General features: G+C 70.3%; 17 protein-coding genes and 1 riboswitch. Of the genes, 7 read left to right on the top strand and 10 right to left on the bottom strand.

Annotation, left to right across the window (positions count from 1 at the left end):
* The 4 genes from AB0L59_RS16920 to AB0L59_RS16935 all read right to left on the bottom strand — a co-directional run.
* The coding region (locus AB0L59_RS16920; RefSeq protein ID WP_365583798.1) for a hypothetical protein at positions 1–560 on the bottom strand (560 nt) is incomplete at its 3' end.
* Positions 561–925: 365 nt separating this feature from the next.
* The gene (locus AB0L59_RS16925; RefSeq protein ID WP_365583801.1) at positions 926–1,426 is read right to left on the bottom strand and encodes a hypothetical protein; all 501 of its coding nucleotides are present in this window, start codon (positions 1,424–1,426) and stop codon (positions 926–928) included.
* A gap of 355 nt (positions 1,427–1,781) precedes the next feature.
* Positions 1,782–2,945: an extracellular solute-binding protein gene (locus AB0L59_RS16930; protein WP_365584363.1), complete on the bottom strand. Its 1,164-nt coding sequence runs from the start codon at positions 2,943–2,945 to the stop codon at positions 1,782–1,784.
* A 285-nt stretch (positions 2,946–3,230) separates the two neighbouring features.
* On the bottom strand, positions 3,231–4,670 hold the full coding sequence (locus AB0L59_RS16935; RefSeq protein WP_365583804.1) for a gamma-aminobutyraldehyde dehydrogenase: 1,440 nt from the start codon (positions 4,668–4,670) through the stop codon (positions 3,231–3,233).
* Positions 4,671–4,876: 206 nt separating this feature from the next.
* On the opposite strand from AB0L59_RS16935, the gene AB0L59_RS16940 reads away from it, so the two are divergent.
* The 7 genes from AB0L59_RS16940 (at position 4,877) to AB0L59_RS16970 (ending at position 11,597) form a co-directional block, all read left to right on the top strand.
* On the top strand, positions 4,877–5,398 hold the full coding sequence (locus AB0L59_RS16940; RefSeq protein WP_365583806.1) for an Lrp/AsnC family transcriptional regulator: 522 nt from the start codon (positions 4,877–4,879) through the stop codon (positions 5,396–5,398).
* A complete protein-coding gene (locus AB0L59_RS16945) occupies positions 5,383–6,765 on the top strand; it encodes an aspartate aminotransferase family protein (RefSeq protein ID WP_365583809.1) in 1,383 nt (460 codons plus the stop codon). The genes AB0L59_RS16940 and AB0L59_RS16945 overlap by 16 nt, the downstream gene beginning before the upstream one ends.
* Before the next feature lie 206 nt (positions 6,766–6,971).
* Complete coding sequence (locus AB0L59_RS16950) at positions 6,972–7,712, top strand: ATP-binding cassette domain-containing protein (RefSeq protein WP_365583812.1); 741 nt, start codon at positions 6,972–6,974, stop codon at positions 7,710–7,712.
* On the top strand, positions 7,694–9,070 hold the full coding sequence (locus tag AB0L59_RS16955; RefSeq protein ID WP_365583815.1) for a hypothetical protein: 1,377 nt from the start codon (positions 7,694–7,696) through the stop codon (positions 9,068–9,070). The genes AB0L59_RS16950 and AB0L59_RS16955 overlap by 19 nt, the downstream gene beginning before the upstream one ends.
* A gap of 98 nt (positions 9,071–9,168) precedes the next feature.
* The gene (locus AB0L59_RS16960; RefSeq protein WP_365583818.1) at positions 9,169–9,576 is read left to right on the top strand and encodes a VOC family protein; all 408 of its coding nucleotides are present in this window, start codon (positions 9,169–9,171) and stop codon (positions 9,574–9,576) included.
* Between the two features lie 38 nt (positions 9,577–9,614).
* Complete coding sequence (locus tag AB0L59_RS16965; RefSeq protein WP_365583820.1) at positions 9,615–10,739, top strand: Rossmann fold nucleotide-binding protein; 1,125 nt, start codon at positions 9,615–9,617, stop codon at positions 10,737–10,739.
* A 162-nt stretch (positions 10,740–10,901) separates the two neighbouring features.
* Positions 10,902–11,597, top strand: a complete 696-nt coding sequence (locus AB0L59_RS16970) for an LAETG motif-containing sortase-dependent surface protein (RefSeq protein ID WP_365583823.1) — start codon at positions 10,902–10,904, stop codon at positions 11,595–11,597.
* 82 nt (positions 11,598–11,679) lie between these two features.
* Here AB0L59_RS16970 and AB0L59_RS16975 read toward each other — a convergent pair whose 3' ends face one another.
* The 6 genes from AB0L59_RS16975 to AB0L59_RS17000 all read right to left on the bottom strand — a co-directional run bounded on the left by AB0L59_RS16975 (position 11,680) and on the right by AB0L59_RS17000 (position 18,635).
* Entirely contained in the window at positions 11,680–12,477 is a 798-nt protein-coding gene (locus AB0L59_RS16975; RefSeq protein ID WP_365583826.1) for a maleylpyruvate isomerase family mycothiol-dependent enzyme, read from the bottom strand.
* A gap of 25 nt (positions 12,478–12,502) precedes the next feature.
* The gene (locus AB0L59_RS16980; RefSeq protein WP_365583828.1) at positions 12,503–13,522 is read right to left on the bottom strand and encodes an ABC transporter ATP-binding protein; all 1,020 of its coding nucleotides are present in this window, start codon (positions 13,520–13,522) and stop codon (positions 12,503–12,505) included.
* The gene (locus AB0L59_RS16985; RefSeq protein WP_365583831.1) at positions 13,523–15,124 is read right to left on the bottom strand and encodes an iron ABC transporter permease; all 1,602 of its coding nucleotides are present in this window, start codon (positions 15,122–15,124) and stop codon (positions 13,523–13,525) included. It lies immediately after the preceding gene.
* A 38-nt stretch (positions 15,125–15,162) separates the two neighbouring features.
* On the bottom strand, positions 15,163–16,236 hold the full coding sequence (locus tag AB0L59_RS16990) for a thiamine ABC transporter substrate-binding protein (RefSeq protein WP_365583833.1): 1,074 nt from the start codon (positions 16,234–16,236) through the stop codon (positions 15,163–15,165).
* Positions 16,237–16,319: 83 nt separating this feature from the next.
* Positions 16,320–16,428: riboswitch (TPP riboswitch) on the bottom strand.
* A 23-nt stretch (positions 16,429–16,451) separates the two neighbouring features.
* Positions 16,452–17,558, bottom strand: coding sequence for a 23S rRNA (adenine(2503)-C(2))-methyltransferase RlmN (gene rlmN / locus AB0L59_RS16995; RefSeq protein WP_365583836.1), 1,107 nt, complete (start codon positions 17,556–17,558; stop codon positions 16,452–16,454).
* A 480-nt stretch (positions 17,559–18,038) separates the two neighbouring features.
* On the bottom strand, positions 18,039–18,635 hold the full coding sequence (locus AB0L59_RS17000) for a TetR family transcriptional regulator (protein ID WP_365583838.1): 597 nt from the start codon (positions 18,633–18,635) through the stop codon (positions 18,039–18,041).
* Between the last annotated feature and the right edge of the window lie 154 nt (positions 18,636–18,789).

Here is an 18,789-nt window from a genome sequence, read left to right on the forward strand (position 1 = left end):
GCCTGGTTGTTCTGGTTACCGCCGGTGTTCCCCGACGCCTGGTTGTTCTGGTTACCGCCGGTGTTCCCCGACGCCTGGTTGTTCTGGTTGCCCCCGGTGTTCCCCGACGCCTGGTTGTTCTGGTTACCGCCGGTGTTCCCCGACGCCTGGTTGTTCTGGTTACCGCCGGTGTTCCCCGACGCCTGGTTGTTCTGGTTGCCCCCGTTGTTCCCCGACGCCTGGTTGTTCTGGTTGCCCCCGGTGTTCCCCGACGCCTGGTTGTTCTGGTTACCGCCGTTGTTCCCCGACGCCTGGTTGTTCTGGTTGCCGCCGTTGTTCCCCGACGCCTGGTTGTTCTGGTTACCGCCGTTGTCGCCGGACGCCTGGTTGTTCTGATTACCGCCGTTGTCGCCGGAAGCCTGGTTGTTCTGATTACCGCCGTCGTCACTGATTGCTTGAGGCTTTGCCACCTCCTGATGCGCTGCTGTGGCGGTGCCCACGCCTGCACCGAGTGCGAGCGCCGCGGCCAGACTGGACGCGCCTATCAGGCGAGGTATGCGGTGCCGGATGTTTTTCGTCATGGTGGCTTCCTTATGCTGGCTTCCTTGCCTGCGAATAGCGGGTTTGCGCTTGCCTCTCCCCTGGCAGGTCTGCGCTTGCCTCTCCCCGTCATCGTGGAGCGCCGGGCATCACCGTCGCGTGACGCCGGCGTGACAGCGCCGGCGACCTCCGCCGACGAGCACCTCCCGCAGTCGGCTGTCATGGTTCAGTCCCACGGCGTCGCCCCACGTCAGTGCCGTGCTCGCGCGCGATGCCCCGTACGCAGGGGCAGGGCCGGGCCGATTCGGATCCCCCCGAAACCGACGGAACCCGCCACAGGACCGTGGCGGGTTCGCGTGGCGGAAGCCGATCGGCAGGGTCGGCGTTGTCAGCCGCCCGGCGCGGCCTACTTCTGCTGCACGTTCGACTGCTGGATGGCCGGCGCGAACAAGCCGACAGCGAACGTGGGCCCGTTTGCCTGGTTGTTCTGGTTGGTGCCGCCGGCGTCACCGATTGCCTGGTTGTTCTGGTTATTGCCGCCGGTGACGTTGTTTGCCTGGTTGTTCTGGGTGGTGCCGTCGGAGGTTGTCCCGACCAGCTGGCGCGGCAGCTCCAGGAGCCCGTCCAGCAGGCTGACGGCGCCGAGTGTGCTCCCCGACTGCGCGTTCTCCCGCCGCACGGTCGTCTTCTTCACAACCTTCGACGCCCGCTTCTGCGCCTCTCTCTTCTTTCCCACCGGTTGCTGCGCTTGCGGGGTGCTGCCGTCCAACAAGCCGACGGCGAAGCACGGCTGACTCCCTCCGCAGTGGGAGTCGCCGTAGCCGGCGGCATAGGCGCTTCCCGAGCCGAGAGCGAGCAGACCACCGACCGCCGCGGCGGCGATCACAACCTTTTGGAGCATGCGCATGAAATCTTGCCCTCCGTGCGTCTGCAGTGCAGGACCGAATTACCCGTCACAACGGGTAGATCACTCAACGTACATGCGCAGGGAATGGACCTTCTTCCAGCGGCCCGTGTCGCGCCCCCCGATCACTCGTTCATCCTCTCCAGCAGCGTTTTGCGTGCGCACGCCGCGAGCGCTCAACCCCAGAGCCCGTCCGGCAGATCATGTGACCGGCCCGTTTCAGGATCATCATTCCGCTCGGCCGGGACACCGCCGGCGGCCTGGACGTTCGAGAATTCCGCCTTCCACCCGAAACAGCCCAGTCCGCGCACTAAAATTGGGCGGTTTCCCGCGTCGAATTGCAGCGAGGCCCGGATGGCTAAAGTCCCACGATCTTGTTCCACCGCTTCGCGAACTCCACCCGCTCCGTGGACGTGATGTCCCGCGCGATCGCGAGGCGTTCCCGCATGCCGGAGTCGGGGAAGATGAGCGGGTTGTCGGCGAGGGCCGCGGTGTCCTTGTCCTTCGCGGACGCCAGAACCTCCTTGGCGGCCGGGACCGGGCAGACGTAGTTGACCCAGGCGGCGAGCTTCGCGGCGACCTCGGGGTCGTAGTAGTAATCGATCAGGCGCTCGGCGTTGGCCTTGTGGCTCGCGCGGTTGGGGATCATCAAGGAGTCCGACCACAGCTCGGCGCCCTCCTCGGGCACGACGAAGCGGATGTCGGGATTGTCCGCCTGGAGCTGGATGACGTCGCCGGAGTAGGCCTGGCAGGCCAGTACGTCCCCGCTGACCAGGTCCTTGGTGTAGTCGTTGCCGGTGAAGCGGCGGATCTGGCCGCCGTGGACCTCGCGCTCCACCTCGTCGCAGACCTTGTGGAAGTCGTCCGCCGTCCACCGGGTGATGTCCACGCCGTTGCCCTGCATCAGCAGCGCGAAGGACTCGTCCAGGCCGGACAGAAGGGTCACGCGGCCCTTGAGGTCGCGCGCCCAGAGATCCTTGACGTGCCGGATCTCGCGGCCCAGCTTCTTTCGGTTGTAGGCGATGCCGGTGATGCCCGACTGCCAGGGCACGGTGAACCGGCGGCCCTTGTCGAAGGCGGGTGAACGGAGCAGCGGGTCAAGGTACTTGGCCACGTTCGGCTGACGGGCGCGGTCCATCGCCTGCACCCAGCCGAGGCGGACGAACCGGGCGCACATCCAGTCACTGATGACGATGAGGTCGCGGCCGGTCGACTGGTGGTTCATCAGCGCGGGACTGATCTTGCCGAAGAACTCGTCGTTGTCGTTGATCTCCTCGACGTAGTCCACCCGGATCCCGGTGCGCTCCCCGAACGCCTCCAGCGTGGGGCGCCGGTTGGGGTTCCTGTCATCGGTGTCGATGTACAGCGGCCAGTTCGCCCAGGTCAGCTTCTTGTCCGCGGCGGACTCGTCGGCCACGGCACGGTCGCCGGGCGCGACATAGGCGGCGGGCACCCCGCAGCCGGCCAGAGCGCCGAGCGCGGCGGAGCCGCCGAGGGCGCGCAGGAGCGAGCGGCGGGACATCACGGGGGTGCGAGAAGGAGTCTGGGACACCCCGGAAGGATGCCTTTCCGCCGGGCGAAGCGACAATCGACGCTGCGTCGAGCATGCCGTCGGCTGTCCGACACCCTGTCGATCGGCCACGGTCAGCCCGCCGTCAGGTCGGTCAGGCCTCGTCCTCCGGTCGCGAACTCCCGCTTCCGCGCGGCCAGTCGGAGCCTCGCCGGCTGCTCACGGCCCCGAGGGAACGGGCGCGGCCCCGGACGGCGAGGTGAACCCGTCCGGGGCCGCGCCTGGCGTTCCCGGTGCTTACTCGCCGAGGGACGTCATCACGTGCTTGATCCGCGTGTAGTCCTCGAACCCGTACGCCGACAGGTCCTTGCCGTACCCGGACTTCTTGAAGCCACCGTGCGGCATCTCCGCGACCAGCGGAATGTGCGTGTTGATCCACACGCAGCCGAAGTCCAGCTTCTTGGACATCCGCATCGCCCGCGCGTGGTCCTTGGTCCACACCGAGGAGGCGAGGGCGTACTCGACGCCGTTGGCCCACGCGACGGCCTGGTCCTCGTCGGAGAAGGACTGGACGGTGATGACCGGGCCGAAGACCTCGTTCTGGATGATCTCGTCGTCCTGCTTCAGGCCGGAGACGACGGTCGGGGCGTAGAAGTAGCCCTTGTCGCCGACCTGCTGGCCGCCCGCCTCGACCTTGGCGTGGGCCGGGAGGCGGTCGATGAAGCCGGAGACCTGCTTGAGCTGGTTCGGGTTGTTCAGCGGACCGAAGAGGACGTCCTCGTCGTCCGGCTGACCGGTCTTCGTCTCGGACGCGGCCTTGGCGAGCGCGGCCACGAACTCGTCGTGGATGGACTCCTGGACGAGGACGCGGGTCGCGGCCGTGCAGTCCTGCCCGGCGTTGAAGAAGCCCGCCACGGAGATGTCCTCGACGGCCTTGGCGATGTCGGTGTCCTCGAAGACGACGACCGGGGCCTTGCCGCCGAGCTCCAGGTGGACCCGCTTGAGGTCCTTGGAGGCGGACTCCGCGACGGACATGCCGGCGCGCACCGAACCGGTGATGGAGGCCATCGCCGGGGTGTCGTGCTCGACCATCAGACGGCCGGTGTCCCGGTCGCCGCAGATGACGTTGAAGACGCCCTTGGGCAGGATCGAGCCGATGATGTCGGCGATCAGGACCGTGGAGGCGGGGGTCGTGTCCGAGGGCTTCAGGACGACCGTGTTGCCCGCGGCGATCGCCGGGGCGAACTTCCACACGGCCATCATCATCGGGTAGTTCCAGGGCGCGACCTGCGCGCAGACGCCGACCGGCTCACGGCGGATGATCGACGTCATCCCCTCCATGTACTCGCCGGCCGAGCGGCCCTCCAGCAGCCGCGCCGCACCCGCGAAGAAGCGGATCTGGTCGACCATCGGCGGGATCTCCTCGGAGCGGGTCAGCCCGGTCGGCTTGCCCGTGTTCTCCACCTCGGCCGCGATCAGCTCCTCGGCGCGCTCCTCGAAGGCGTCCGCGATCTTCAGGAGCGCCTTCTGCCGCTCGGCCGGGGTGGTGTCGCGCCAGGCGGGGAAGGCGCGGGCGGCGGCCTCCATGGCGGCGTCCACGTCCGCCTGCCCGGACAGCGGCGCGGTCGCGTACGCCTCGCCCGTCGCGGGGTTGACCACCTCGGTGGTCCGTCCGTCGGCGGCGTCCCGGAACTCACCGTCGATGTAGTTGCGCAGACGACGCAGCTCGGTGCTCACTGCCGGCCTCCTGATCAGGTTCGAGGGTTCGAGCTGTCCAGCGTTGTCCAGCCCTTCCGGCTGTCCAGTCACTGAGACACCCCACCCTAATCGGCGCAGCCACGTTTTCAACACCCCCACGGCGACCACTTCTGCGAAATCCGCAAGAGTGTGAGTCTCAAACAACGAATTTCATCGCTCGAGGGTTGCGAAACTGTCGAGACGTCGTGCACAGTGAGGTCGTGGCCAGTCGAAGCGCAGACCAGAGGGACTCCACCCGCGAGTCCAGGAACGGCAACAGCCCCCAGCTGGACGCCGTCTCCCTCGCCATCATTCAGCAGCTGCAGGAGGACGGCCGCCGGCCGTACGCCGCGATCGGCAAGGCCGTCGGCCTGTCGGAGGCGGCCGTGCGCCAGCGCGTCCAGAAGCTGCTGGACCAGGGCGTGATGCAGATCGTCGCCGTCACGGACCCGCTCACCGTGGGCTTCCGCCGGCAGGCGATGGTCGGGATCAACGTCGAGGGCGATGTCGAGTCGATCGCGGACGCGCTGACCGGCATGTCGGAAGTCGAGTACGTGGTGATGACCGCGGGCTCGTTCGACATCCTCGCCGAGATCGTCTGCGAGGACGACGACCACCTGCTGGACGTCATCAACAAACGCATCCGGGCGCTGCCCGGGGTGCGCTCCACCGAAAGCTTCGTCTACCTGAAGCTGAAGAAGCAGACCTACATGTGGGGAACCCGATAACCGTGACCCAGAAGGACCTCAGCCGCACCGCGTACGACCACCTGTGGATGCACTTCACCCGCATGTCCTCGTACGAGAACTCCCCCGTCCCGACCATCGTCCGGGGTGAGGGCACCTACATCTACGACGACAAGGGCAAGCGCTACCTCGACGGTCTCGCCGGTCTGTTCGTGGTCCAGGCCGGTCACGGCCGCACGGAGCTCGCCGAGACCGCCTTCAAGCAGGCCCAGGAGCTGGCCTTCTTCCCGGTGTGGTCCTACGCCCACCCGAAGGCCGTCGAGCTGGCCGAGCGCCTCGCCGACTACGCGCCGGGCGACCTGAACAAGGTCTTCTTCACCACGGGCGGCGGCGAGGCGGTCGAGACCGCCTGGAAGCTCGCCAAGCAGTACTTCAAGCTGACCGGCAAGCCGACCAAGTACAAGGTCATCTCCCGCGCGGTCGCCTACCACGGCACTCCCCAGGGCGCCCTGTCGATCACCGGCCTGCCGGGCCTGAAGGCCCCCTTCGAGCCGCTCGTCCCCGGCGCGCACAAGGTGCCGAACACCAACATCTACCGCGCCCCGATCTTCGGCGACGACCCGGAGGCCTTCGGCCGCTGGGCCGCCGACCAGATCGAGCAGCAGATCCTCTTCGAGGGCCCGGAAACCGTCGCCGCGGTGTTCCTGGAGCCGGTGCAGAACGCCGGCGGCTGCTTCCCGCCGCCGCCCGGCTACTTCCAGCGGGTGCGCGAGATCTGCGACCAGTACGACGTCCTGCTCGTGTCGGACGAGGTCATCTGCGCCTTCGGCCGCCTCGGCACGATGTTCGCGTGTGACAAGTTCGGCTACGTCCCGGACATGATCACCTGCGCCAAGGGCATGACCTCGGGCTACTCCCCGATCGGCGCCTGCATCATCTCCGACAGGCTCGCCGAGCCGTTCTACAAGGGCGACAACACCTTCCTGCACGGCTACACCTTCGGTGGCCACCCGGTCTCCGCCGCGGTGGGTCTCGCCAACCTCGACCTGTTCGAGCGCGAGAACCTCAACCAGCACGTGCTGGACAACGAGGGCGCCTTCCTGCAGACCCTGCAGAAGCTGCACGACCTGCCGATCGTCGGCGACGTCCGCGGCAACGGCTTCTTCTACGGCATCGAGCTGGTGAAGGACAAGCACACCAAGGAGTCCTTCAACGACGAGGAGACCGAGCGCGTCCTGTACGGCTTCCTCTCGAAGGCGCTGTACGACAACGGCCTGTACTGCCGTGCCGACGACCGCGGCGACCCGGTCGTCCAGCTCGCCCCGCCGCTGATCTCCAACCAGGAGACCTTCGACGAGATCGAGCAGATCCTGCGCGCGACGCTGACGGAGGCGTGGACCAAGCTCTGAGCCCCCAGACGCCCTGATCATCCGACTGGATGATCGTCACGGCCCCGGTGCCGTCCGTTCGAGTGGGAACGGCGGCCCGGGGCCGTGTGCTGTCCGGCCTCCCGGGAGCGGCTGCCTAGCGTTCCAGTGACCGATCGGCCCAGCCTTCGTTCCCCCGGACGGGGGAACGGATGCGGGAAAACGGATCAGAACCGAGGTGTACGCCCATGGAGGCCCCGCCGGACAACGACGTGCTCTGGGCACGCTCCCTGCACTTCACGCACCCCGACGGCTCCCCCGGGCTCGCCGGGGTCTCGCTCGGTGTGCGCGAGGGCGAGATCCTCGCCGTCACCGGCCCGCGCGGCAGCGGCAAGACGACGCTGCTGCGCTGTCTGTCCGGCCAGGTGCCGGTGCACGAGGGCGAGGTGTGGTTCAACAGCTCGCCCCTGCACACCCTCGGCCCGATGGGCCGGGAACGGCTGCGCCGGGGCCGCTTCGGCTGGATCGATCCGGCGCCGGTGCTGGTGCCCGAGCTGAACGTCTGGGAGAACGCCGCGCTCCCGCTCATGCTGCGCGGCACGAGCCGCCGCAGGGCCAAGGTCGCGGCCCTGGAGTGGCTGGAACGGCTCGACGTGGGCGACCGGGCCCGCAGCCGTCCGCACATGCTCCAGCAGGCCGAGCGCCAGCGCGTCGCGATCGCCCGCGCGCTGGTCCCGGCACCCACGGTCCTCTTCGCCGACGAGCCCACGGCCCCGCTCCACCGCGCCGACCGCACGCATGTGCTGCGCACCCTGACCACGGCCGCCCGCTCGCACGGCATCACCGTCGTCCTCGCCACGCACGACCCCGACACCGCCGCCCTGGCCGACCGCACGGTGGCCCTCCTGGACGGCCGGCGCGTGAGCACCGTGCAGCTGCCGGACAGCCCCGAGACGGAAGGCCGCGCCGCGTGGTCGCTCTCCGTCTGACCCGTGCGGCCCGGCCCGCCGTACAGCTGCGCCGCCTTCTGGTGGCCGCGGCGGCCGGCGGCACCGGCTTCCTGCTGCTGGCCTGCCTCGGCTACGCCCTGGGCCACCCGGAGCACGCGGACGCCGCCGCGCTGCGACTCGCCTGGTCGGTGGTGCCGGTCGCAGCCACGGTGTACTTCGCGCTCGCCGTCGCCCGCACCGACCCCGGCACCCGGCCGCGCCCCGGCCTGTCCGCCGTGGGTCTCGGTCCGGCCCGCCTGATGGCGATCTCCGCGCTGACCACGGCCCTGTCCTGCACCCTGGGCTCGCTGCTGGCCCTGCTGGCCTTCCTCCATCTGCGTGGCGACCTCACCGGCACGCCCTTCGACGGCGCGGCGGCCGGCTTCCTGGCCGCCGGCGCACACCTGCCGGTCCCGGCGGCACTGACGCTGCTGGCGCTGGTCCCGGCCCTCGCCTCCGTCACGGTGGCCGTGGCCCTGCGCCCGAGGGACCCCCGCCCCAGCGCCCGGGTGCCGCGCGGATACGGCCGCTTCGGGGCGTACAGCTCCTCGGGGGCACGGGAGACGTTCGGGACGTACGGGAGGTTCGGGGCGCGCCGGGGCCGCAGGCCCACGGACAGCCGTGCCGCCGAGGACCCTGCCGAGGCCGACGCGGGCGAGCAGTCCCCGCGCGCCACGGAGGGTCGAGCCGCCGGGGAGGCGCCGGAGACGGAGGCGGCCGGCACCTTCGCAGAGCCGAGCGGCGAGACCGAACCCGAGCCGCCCGCCCCGGTCGCCGGACCGGCCGGTCCCTCCCCCGGCGCCCCCATCGGCCTACCGTGGGGCATCACCCTGCTGGCCACCGGTCTCGCGGCCCAGGCCTATGCCGACCACTCGAACATGGCGGTCCTCCTGGGCTGGCTCCTCACCGCCACGGGCCTCGTCCTGGCCGCCCCCGGCCTGACCCACCTGTGCGGCCTCCTCCTGCAGTCCACCCGCCCCGGCGCCCTCCGCCTCCTCGCCGGCCGGGTCCTCATGGCGGAGGCCACCCGCATCGGCCGCCCCCTGGGCGTCGTCTGCGCGGTCGCCTCCGCCGGCTACGCGATGACCACGCTGTACGCCGGCTCGGCACCGGCGTTCGGGCCCCTGACCATCCTCGGCGCGCTGCTGGTCACCGGCTGCACGGTCGCGACCCTGCTCACCGCGGCCGTGGAGACCCGCCAGTGCCGGGCCGACACGACCGCCGCGCTGCTCCGGCTCGGCGCCCCGGCCTCGATGCTGCGCGCGGCCGCGGCCCTCCGCGCGGCGGCCCTGCTGGCGTTGTTCGGCCCGCTCACCCTCGTCGTCGCCGCCCTGGCGGCCCTCCCCGTGGACCGCTGAAAAAAAGATCCGCGGCGACCGATGAGTTCTCCCGGGGCCGACCGTCTATCCACCGAACACGCTGACCCCAGTACGGACCACCCCGGGAGAGGGATTCCATGTACCAGCAGATGATCTTCGTGAACCTGGCCACCGACGACGTCGAGGCGTCCAAGAAGTTCTTCACGGAGCTCGGCTACACCATCAACCCGCAGTTCAGCTCGGACGACTGCGCCTGTGTCTTGATCAGTGACACGATCATCGCGATGCTGCTCGGCAAGCAGCACTACGCGACGTTCACCAAGAAGGAGATCGTCGACTCCACCAAGGCCAGCGAGGTGCTCGTCTGTCTCAGCGCCGAGAGCCGGGAGAAGGTCGACGAACTGGTCGACAGGGCGATCGCGGCGGGCGGCACGGCGAGCGGCCAGACCCAGGACCAGGGCTTCATGTACGGCCGCGCCTTCGACGACCTCGACGGCCACACCTGGGAGGTCATGTGGATGGACCCGGCCGCGGTCCAGGGCTGACCCCTCCCCGCCCGAACACCCGTGCGTAGCATGGGCGGGTGCATCCGACACCCGCCCAGCCGAACCGTGCCGCCCGCGACCGCGAGATCGAGTCCCTCGCCGAGTTCGACGAGGTCGTCGCCGAGCACCGCACACTCGCCCGGTACCGCGTCCAGGCCGTCGATCTGACAGGCCGTACGGACGCGCTGCTCACCACGGACACGACCGGCGCCGTCTTCCTCGGCTGCCCCATGGACGCCGAGGCGGCCGCCGGGGTGCGCGCCTCCGGGGCCCTGGTGTTCCCGCCCGTCCCGGGGCTGCCGTTCGACCCGTACCGCGGTTTCGTCTACACGCCCGACGAACTCTTCGACTCGCTCGGCGAGGGCTACGAGGCGACCCCGGACGCGATGGCGTACGCCTGGTTCCAGCAGACCAGGGCCGACGGCGACATCTTCGCCTCGATGCTCCGCTCGATCCACGACGACGCGATCTCCGACGCCCTCGACGAACTCCTCGCCGACGCCCGGGTGGTGGGCGTGATGGGCGGCCACGCCATGGAGCGCGGTACGGCCGCCTACGCCGGCGCCGCCCGGCTCGGCCGTGAGCTCACCCGCGCCGGGTTCACGGTCGCCACCGGTGGCGGGCCCGGCGCGATGGAGGCGGCGAACCTCGGCGCGTACGCCGCCCCCTTCGCGGACGAGATGCTGGACGACGCGCTCCGACTCCTCGCCAAGGCACCCTCGTTCCGGCCGTCGGTCACCGACTGGGCGCGCGCCGCCTTCGAGGTCCGCGGGCGCTGGCCGGGCGGCGGCGCCTCGGTGGGCATCCCCACCTGGTTCTACGGCCACGAGCCGCCCAACGCCTTCGCCGCGCACATCGCCAAGTACTTCGCCAACGCCACCCGCGAGGACGGCCTGCTGGCCCGCTCCACCTTCGGGGTGGTGTTCCTGCCGGGCGCCGCCGGGACCGTCCAGGAGATCTTCGACAACGCGACGCCGAACTACTACGAGTCGCGCGGCGAGCCGACGCCGATGGTACTGGTGGACGAGGCGCACTGGACAAGGGAGTTGCCGACCTGGCCGCTGCTGAGGTCGCTGGCCCAGGGCCGGCCGATGGAGTCCCGTATCGCCCTGGTTGACCGGATCGAGCAGGCTCCGGACGCGATCAAACGTCTCGGTGGTTAATAAGAAGGTAAAGCCAACGGCCGTTGATGGCATATGCGTTGACACTGCTTATGGAGCGCTTATAGACCTGTGAGCCTCTTGGGGGTGCTGGGGCCTCACCTCATCCGTCGCCTCAACCCCCCTACAGCCCCCCGCAGTTATGCACTCTGTAAAGGACAAACGTTGTCCATAACTCGCCGCAGCGCACACCGTTCCGTGCGCATCCTGGGTGTTGCCTCCGCCTCGGCAGCCGTGGTGCTGGGTCTGTCCAGCTCCGCGTTCGCGTGCAACATCCGTGACTTCAAGGCCGAAGCCAAGTGCGACGGCGAAAAGGGTGTCATCGTCGTCACCGACACCGACGCCTCCCGAACCTCCGCCACCATCACCGTGTTCCTCCAGGGCGAGGGCGGTGTCGAGACGCAGGTGGGCAAGCAGGAGGTCAAGGGCTCGGCCGAGGGTACTCCGGTCACCTTCCCGGAGGACTGGAAGCCGACCGCGACCTATCGCGTTCACGTCAAGGCGGCCAACATCGTCGACGAGGACATCACGCCGAACCTGGTGACCCCGTCCGCCGCCTGCAAGACCGACACCCCGACCCCGACCCCGCCGGCCTCCTCGACGCCGAAGCCGTCGCCGTCGAAGTCCGCCCCGGCCGAGTCGGCGACCCCGACTCCGTCGGACTCCGCCTCCAGCTCCGCTCCGGCGAGCGCCGCACCGAGCAACGCGCCGTCCCCGGCGGCCGGTGACTCGAACCTCGCCGAGACCGGCGCCAACTCCAACACCGGCCTGATCGCCGGCGTCGCGGGCGCGCTGGTCGTCGTCGGCGGTGGCGCTGTCTACTTCGGCATGCGCCGTCGTGGAGCGCGCGGCAACGGCTGACGCCCCGCCTTTTGCTACACCGGTTTCCGTACACCACCGCGGCCCGTCCTCCTATCCCCAGGGGACGGGCCGTGGTCGTCCGTCAGCCGAAGGTGGCCTGCTTCAGCCAGGACTCCAGCAGCTCACGATCGCCGATTACCTCCAGGCCGGCGGCGTCCAGCGGCAGCCGGTTGTAGAAGGCGAGCAGCACGGAGGTGAGGGGGCCGCGCAGGGCGACCGTGGCCTTCTCATGGCCGCGCCGCCAGCTGACGGCGTCCTCGCCCAGCTCGATCAGCCACTCGGCGTTCAGCGCCGGGTCGGCGTCGGTGGCGTGCAGATGGATGCTCCGGCCGGGCCCGCGCAGCTCCTGGGCCCATTCGCGCGCCCCCGAGCGCCGCACCCACTCCACGATCTGCAGCCACTCGTCCACCGCGTCGGCGGCGACCTCGGGCGCGACCTCGTAGGGCGCCCCGACGGTGAGCGCGGCGTCCGCGCGGTGAACGGTGATCTCATGGGTCATCCGGCGCGCCCAGAACCCGCTCGTGGCGATGCCGGTCCAGGACCACACCTTCGCCTCGGGACCGGCCTCGCGCAGCGCCCCGACGACCAGCTCGCCCGTCTCCGCGAGCCAGGCGTCGAGGGCCGCCGCGTCCCCCTCGGCCTCCGGTCCCTCACCGAGCGGCACCTGCTCGCGCGGCACCATCTCCCGGGCCCGAAGCCGCACCAGCGTGGCCACCCAGCGAAGGGAGCCGCCCAGGTGCCGTACAAGCCGTTCCAGCGTCCACTCGGGGCAGGTCGGCACGGTGGCCGACAGATCGGCGCCCGAGGTCACCAACGTCCTCAACCGGCCGAGCTGAAGGGCGATTTCGTCGCAGTAGCGATCGTGTGCGAGCAAGGTCATGCCCTCACCCTAGGGGGCCCGGTGATCAACCGAGCACAACGGTTTCGGCCGCGTCGAACTCGACGCCGACCCCGTCCCCGACCTCGGGCGCGTCCCGCAGCGCGCAGGCCGCCTCCAGGCGCGGCCCGTCCGCGGGCTGGAGGTGGACGGCCACATGGGTGCCCCTGAAGGTGCGCGCGGTCACCGTGCAGGGCAGCCCGGCGTCGGCCGCCACGAGCCGCACCCCGGCGGGCCGGACCAGCAGGGTGCGCGCGCCCTGCGGGGAGCCGTCGGGCACCGGCAGCTTGCCCCAGGGGCTGTCGGCGGCCGTCCCCGCGACGGTCGCCTCGGCCACGTTGTCGAAGCCCAGGAAGCGTGCCACGAACGCGTCGGCGGGCCGCTGCCAGACCTGCAGGGGCGTACCGGACTGCGCGATCCGCCCGTCCCGCATCACCACCACCCGGTCGGCCAGCGCGAACGCCTCGCCCTGGTCGTGGGTCACGGCGAGCACGGTCGTGCCCAACCGCCCGAACAGTTCCCTGAGTTCGACCACCAGGCGTTCCCGCAGCGAGCGGTCGAGCTGGCCGAGCGGCTCGTCCAGCATCAGCAGCCGGGGCCGGGGCGCGAGCGCGCGGGCGAGGGCCACGCGCTGCTGCTCGCCACCGGAGAGCGAGGCCACGGCCCGCCGGGCTGCCCCCGGCAGTCCGACCAGCTCGAGCAACTGCCCGACCTCGGCGTCCCGTTCGCCCCTGGCGACGCCGTGCATGCGCAGCCCGAACGCCACGTTCGCGCCGACGTCCCGCTGCGGAAAGAGCTGGTGGTCCTGGAACATCAGGCCGACGCCCCGCCGATGGGCGGGCACGCCGGACTGGTCGCGGCCGTCGAGCACGATCCGGCCGCCGGACAGCGGCTGCAGCCCGGCGACCGCCCGCAGCAGGGTCGACTTTCCGCTGCCGCTGGGCCCGAGCACACACACGACCTCGTGCTCGGCGACGTCCAGGTCAACGGCGTCGAGCACGGGCCGCCCGCCGAAGCGGACGGTCGCGGCGTCGAGGCTCAGCAGCATCTAGAACTCTCCCGTCCGGTCGGTGCGCAGCCGCTCCAGGATCATGAGCGCGGCGGCGCACACCACCAGCAGAATGGTGGAAAGGGCCATCGCCTGGCCGTAGTTGAGGTCCCCGGGGCGGCTGAGCAGCCGGGCCACGGCGACCGGGAGCGTCGGATTGTCGGGGCGGGCGATGAAGACGGTCGCCCCGAACTCGCCGAGCGAGACGGCGAACGCGAACCCGGCCGCGACCAGCAGCGCCCGCCGCACCAGCGGCAGATCCACCTCCCGCCACACCCGCCACGGCGAGGCCCCGAGCACGGCCGCCGCCTCCCTGAGACGTGCGTCCACGGCACGCAGTACGGGCAGCATGGTCCGTACGACGAAGGGGGCGCCGACCAGCGCCTGGGCGAGCGGCACCAGGATCCAGGACTGCCGGAGGTCCAGTGGCGGCTCGTCCAGGGCGATCAGGAAGCCGAAGCCGACGGTCACGGCGGACACGCCGAGGGGCAGCATCAGCAGCGCGTCGAAGCCGCGCACCAGCCGGCCCGCGTCCCGGCGGGCCAGCGCGGCGGCGGCCAGTCCGCCGATCACGACGGCGATGGCGGTGGCGGCGACGGCGTACTGCAGCGACGTCCACACGGCGTGCACGGGCGCCACCAGGAACGTACCGCCGTCGGAGTCGGCGAGCGCCCGGTAGTAGCCGAAGCCGGGCGCGTCCAGGGAGCGGCGGACGAGGACCGCGAGCGGCAGGACGAGGAGCAGCGCGATGGTGGCGAGAACGCCGGCGAGCAGGGTCCACTGTCCGGCGCCGCGCGGGCGGCGGGCGGTCACCTTCGGGTCGACGAGCCTGAGGGCGGTCTCCCGCCGCCGTACCGTCCAGGCGTGCACGACGAGGATCGCGCCGACGGCTACGAACTGCACGAGGGTGAGGACGGCCGCCGTGGAGAGGTCGAAGACCTCGGAGGTCTGCCGGTAGATCTCCACTTCGAGGGTCGAGAAGGTGGGGCCGCCGAGGATCTGGACGACGCCGAAGGAGGTGAAGGTGAACAGGAACACCATCAGCGCGGCGGCGGCGACGGCGGGTGCGAGAGCGGGAAGGGTGACTTTCCGCCAGGCCTGGAACGGCGAGGCGCCCAGCATCCGGGCGGCCTCCTCCTGCCGGGGGTCGAGCTGGGACCACAGCCCGCCCACGGTCCGTACGACGACCGCGTAGTTGAAGAAGACGTGGGCCAGCAGGATCGCCCACACGGTGGTGTCCAGCCGTACGCCCCACAGTTCGTCGAGCAGCCCGCCGTGCCCGACGAGGGCGAGGAACGCGCTGCCGGCGACGACGGTCGGCAGCACGAACGGGACGGTGACGACGGCGCGGAGCAGCTGCTTGCCCGGGAAGTCGAGCCTGGCGAAGACATGGGCGGCGGGCAGCGCGAGCAGCAGCGTGAGCGCGGTCGAGGCGAACGCCTGCCACATGGTGAACCACAGCACGTGCCGGATGTCCGGCTGCGTGACCACGTCCGCGATCCGCCCGAACCGCCAGGCGCCGTCCACCTTCAGCCCGCGTCCGACGATCGCGGCCACGGGCCAGGCGAAGAACGCCGCGAAGAACGCGACGGGCAGGGCCATCAGCCCGAGCCGCGCCGCGTTTCCCCGCCGGGTCCGGGCTACTTCAGTACGAGCGAGGTCCACGACCTGACCCACTGGTCACGGTTGGCGGCGATCTTGCCGGGGGCCATGGTCTCGGGGTGCTGGGCGGCCGGCCCGTACTCGGTGAACTCGGTGGGCACCTTGGCGCCCTGCACCACCGGGTAGACGAACATGTTCAGCGGCATGTCCTCCTGGAACTCCCTGGAGACCAGGAAGTCGATGAACGCCTTGGCGCCCTTGGGGTTCTTCGCGTTGCTGAGCAGCCCGGCGAACTCGATCTGCCGGAAGCAGGTGCCGTCGGCCACGCCCGTCGGGGCGGTGCTGGGCCGCTTCTTGGCGTAGATCACCTCGGCGGGCGGCGAGGAGGCGTACGACACGACCAGCGGCCGGTCACCGCCCGCCTTCTTGCCCTCGGAGGAGCCCGAGAACTCCTGGTAGTAGGCCTGCTCCCAGCCGTCGACGACCTTCACGCCGTTGGCCTTGAGCTTCTTCCAGTAGTCCTGCCAGCCGGTGTCGCCGAACTGGGCTGCGCTGCCCAGCAGGAAGCCGAGTCCCGGCGAGGAGGTGGCCGCGTTCTCGGTGACCAGCAGGTTCCTGTACTGGGGCTTGGCGAGGTCCGCGAAGGACCGCGGCGGGGTCAGCTTGTGCTTGCTGAAGTAGGCCTTGTCGTAGTTGACGCAGATGTCGCCGTAGTCGACGGGCGTGACCCGGTGCCTGTCCTGGTCGAGCTGGTACGGGGCGCCGACCTTGTCGAGGCCCTTGGCCGAGTACGGCTGGAACAGGCCGTTGTCGAGGGCGCGGGACAGCAGGGTGTTGTCGACGCCGAAGAAGACGTCCCCCTGCGGGTCGTCCTTGGTCAGGATCGCCTTGTTGACGGCCTGTCCGGCATCGCCGTCCTTGAGGACCCTGACCTTGTACCCGGTCTGCTTCTCGAAGTCCTGGAGCACGTTCTTGGAGACGGCCCACGAGTCGTGGCTGACGAGGGTCACGGTCTTGGAGTCCGCGGCCGGCTTCGCACCGCCGGAACCGCACGCGGACAGGCCGATCAGGCCGAGCCCGACCGCCACGGCCACGAAGGTCTTGTTCTGCACTGGATGTCCTCCTGGGGTTGGCCAGGAAGAGACGCGGCCCTGCCCGGGACTTCGGTGGGAAGAACCCGGGCAGGGCGCAACAGCTTGAGTGATGACCGAACTCCCTACCCAGAATGACCTGGGCGAGGTTCAGAGGGTCTGCGGCCCTGTCCGCCGCACTCTCAGCGCTGTGGCGCTCCCCTGTCGGAATATGAAGATGTGTGGACGTGGCCAGATTACCGCTCGGTGGCCGCGAGCTGACCACAGGCTCCGTCGATCTCCTGGCCACGGGTGTCCCGGATGGTGACGGGTACACCATGCGCGGCGATGGCTTCGACGAACGCCTTCTCGTCCTCGGGCCGCGAGGCGGTCCACTTGGAGCCGGGAGTCGGGTTCAGCGGAATGAGATTGACGTGCACGGGCTTGCCCTTGAGCAGCCGCCCGAGCCGATCCCCGCGCCAGGCCTGGTCATTGATGTCGCGGATGAGCGCGTACTCGATCGAGAGCCGACGCCCGCTCTTCTCGGCGTACTCGAACCCGGCGTCGAGCACCTCGCGCACCTTCCACCGCGTGTTCACGGGGACGAGGGTGTCGCGCAGCTCGTCGTCGGGAGCGTGCAGGGAGATCGCCAGCCGGCACTTGAAGCCCTCGTCGGCGAACCGGTGGATGGCCGGCACGAGTCCGACGGTCGACACGGTGATCCCGCGCTGCGACAGCCCCAGCCCGTCGGGAGCGGGGTCGGTCAGCGCCCGGATCGCACCCACGACCCGCTTGTAGTTGGCCAGCGGCTCGCCCATGCCCATGAAGACGATGTTGGACAGCCGGGCCGGTCCCCCGGGCACCTCCCCGTCCCTCAGCGCGCGCATCCCGTCCACGATCTGGTGGACGATCTCGGCGGTGGACAGATTCCGGTCGAGCCCGGCCTGTCCGGTGGCGCAGAAAGGACAGTTCATGCCGCAGCCGGCCTGTGAGCTGATGCACATGGTGACCCGGTCCGGATACCGCATCAGCACGGACTCGACGAGTGTCCCGTCGAACAGCCGCCACAGCGTCTTGCGGGTGGTCCCCTCGTCCGTCGACAGATGGCGGACGACGGTCATCAGCTCCGGGAACAGCGCCTCGCGCAGCTTGCCGCGCGACCCGGCGGGGATGTCGGTCCACTGCTCGGGGTCGTGCGCGTACCGCGCGAAGTAGTGCTGCGAGAGCTGCTTGGCGCGGAACGGCTTCTCACCGGCCTCGGCCACCGCGTCCTTGCGCTCGGCGGGCGTGAGATCGGCAAGGTGCCGCGGCGGCTTCTTGGCTCCGCGCGGCGCGACGAAAGTGAGTTCTCCGGGCTTAGGCATGGCGTTACCAGTGTCGCAGATCCAAATGGGTGACCTGCGGCCGTGACTCGCTACCGCTGTCGTCAGCAGTCGTCAGTGGTCGTCGCTGAGCGGCCTCGGACGGCCCAGGGACGGCCCAGTCCGTCCACTCGGGCGCCGCCGCCGAAGGCGTCGAGGCGGTCACTCAGGCCTGAGCAGATCTGGAACCATGGATCGACCAGCGCCTCCTCGCAGGGCGCGCGGGACCTCGGCCGTCCGTTACCGACGCCTCCCGCGAGGTGGTGTTGACCCGTTGCCTCCATGGGCGCACGCCGGCTGCCGACCCGGGACGCTTCCGACCGGGGCCGGAGCGCCGGTGTTGCCGCCGTTCCCAGCCCGTTTCCGCCGCTGTCGCCGGGGGGGGCGGCTGGTGCAGCAGCCGTCGCCAGTGACGTCGGGGTCCGCGCTCGTGCCGAGGATGGCGGCGTCGGTTTCGTGAGGTGGACGCCGGCTGGCTCTGGGTCAGTCCGTGCGCTGCTGAGGTTCGGGCCGCCCGGTGCCACTCCCGGTGAGAGCCGTGCGCGCGGCCTGCAGCAGTTCTTCGGAGATCGGGTTGCCCCGGGTGGCGCGGGCGAGGACAAGGGCACCGACCATGGTGCACAGCTGGGCCATGCCGTCGTTGTCCCCGGTGGCCAGCCGAGCGGCCCGGTTCCGCACGCCGTTGATGTACGCGTGGCGGGCGCGTGCGACCTGGTCGGGCTCGCGCCCGAGGTCAGCGGCGAATCCGGAGACGGGGCAGCCCTCCCCGGCGTGATCGCGGTGCCAGACCGAGAGGTAGTCCTCGATCAGCGTCCGGCGGGCGGCCTCGCGCTCCGCATCGTGCTCCTCGAGTGCCACCGCCGAGTGTGCCGCCTGCTCGGCGAAGGCGTGGGCGATGGCCTCGTCGACCAGGTCCTCCTTGGAGGCGAACTGCTTGTAGAACCCGCCGTGGGTGAGTCCGGCGGCCTTCATCAGGTCGGCGACGCTGACCGCAGTGCCTTTCTCACGGAACATCCGGGAGGCGGTGGCTACGACGCGCTGCCGGTTTTCCTGTGCTTGCGCCTGGGACACGCGGCCCATGGAATCACTCTCCTCGAATGGATGTCACTTGCCATCTATCCTAGGCCCCGTTTAGATTGGCAGCGACATCTATTTCGCGTCGGCGAGGTCTCCCGGTGGATCAAGCGGGGCCTTGCGCTTCCTCCCGCCATCGAGGCCGACGGCCTCCCCCTCG

The sequence above is a fragment of the Streptomyces sp. NPDC052109 genome (assembly GCF_040680195.1).
In the GTDB taxonomy this organism is placed as follows: Bacteria; Actinomycetota; Actinomycetes; order Streptomycetales; family Streptomycetaceae; genus Streptomyces.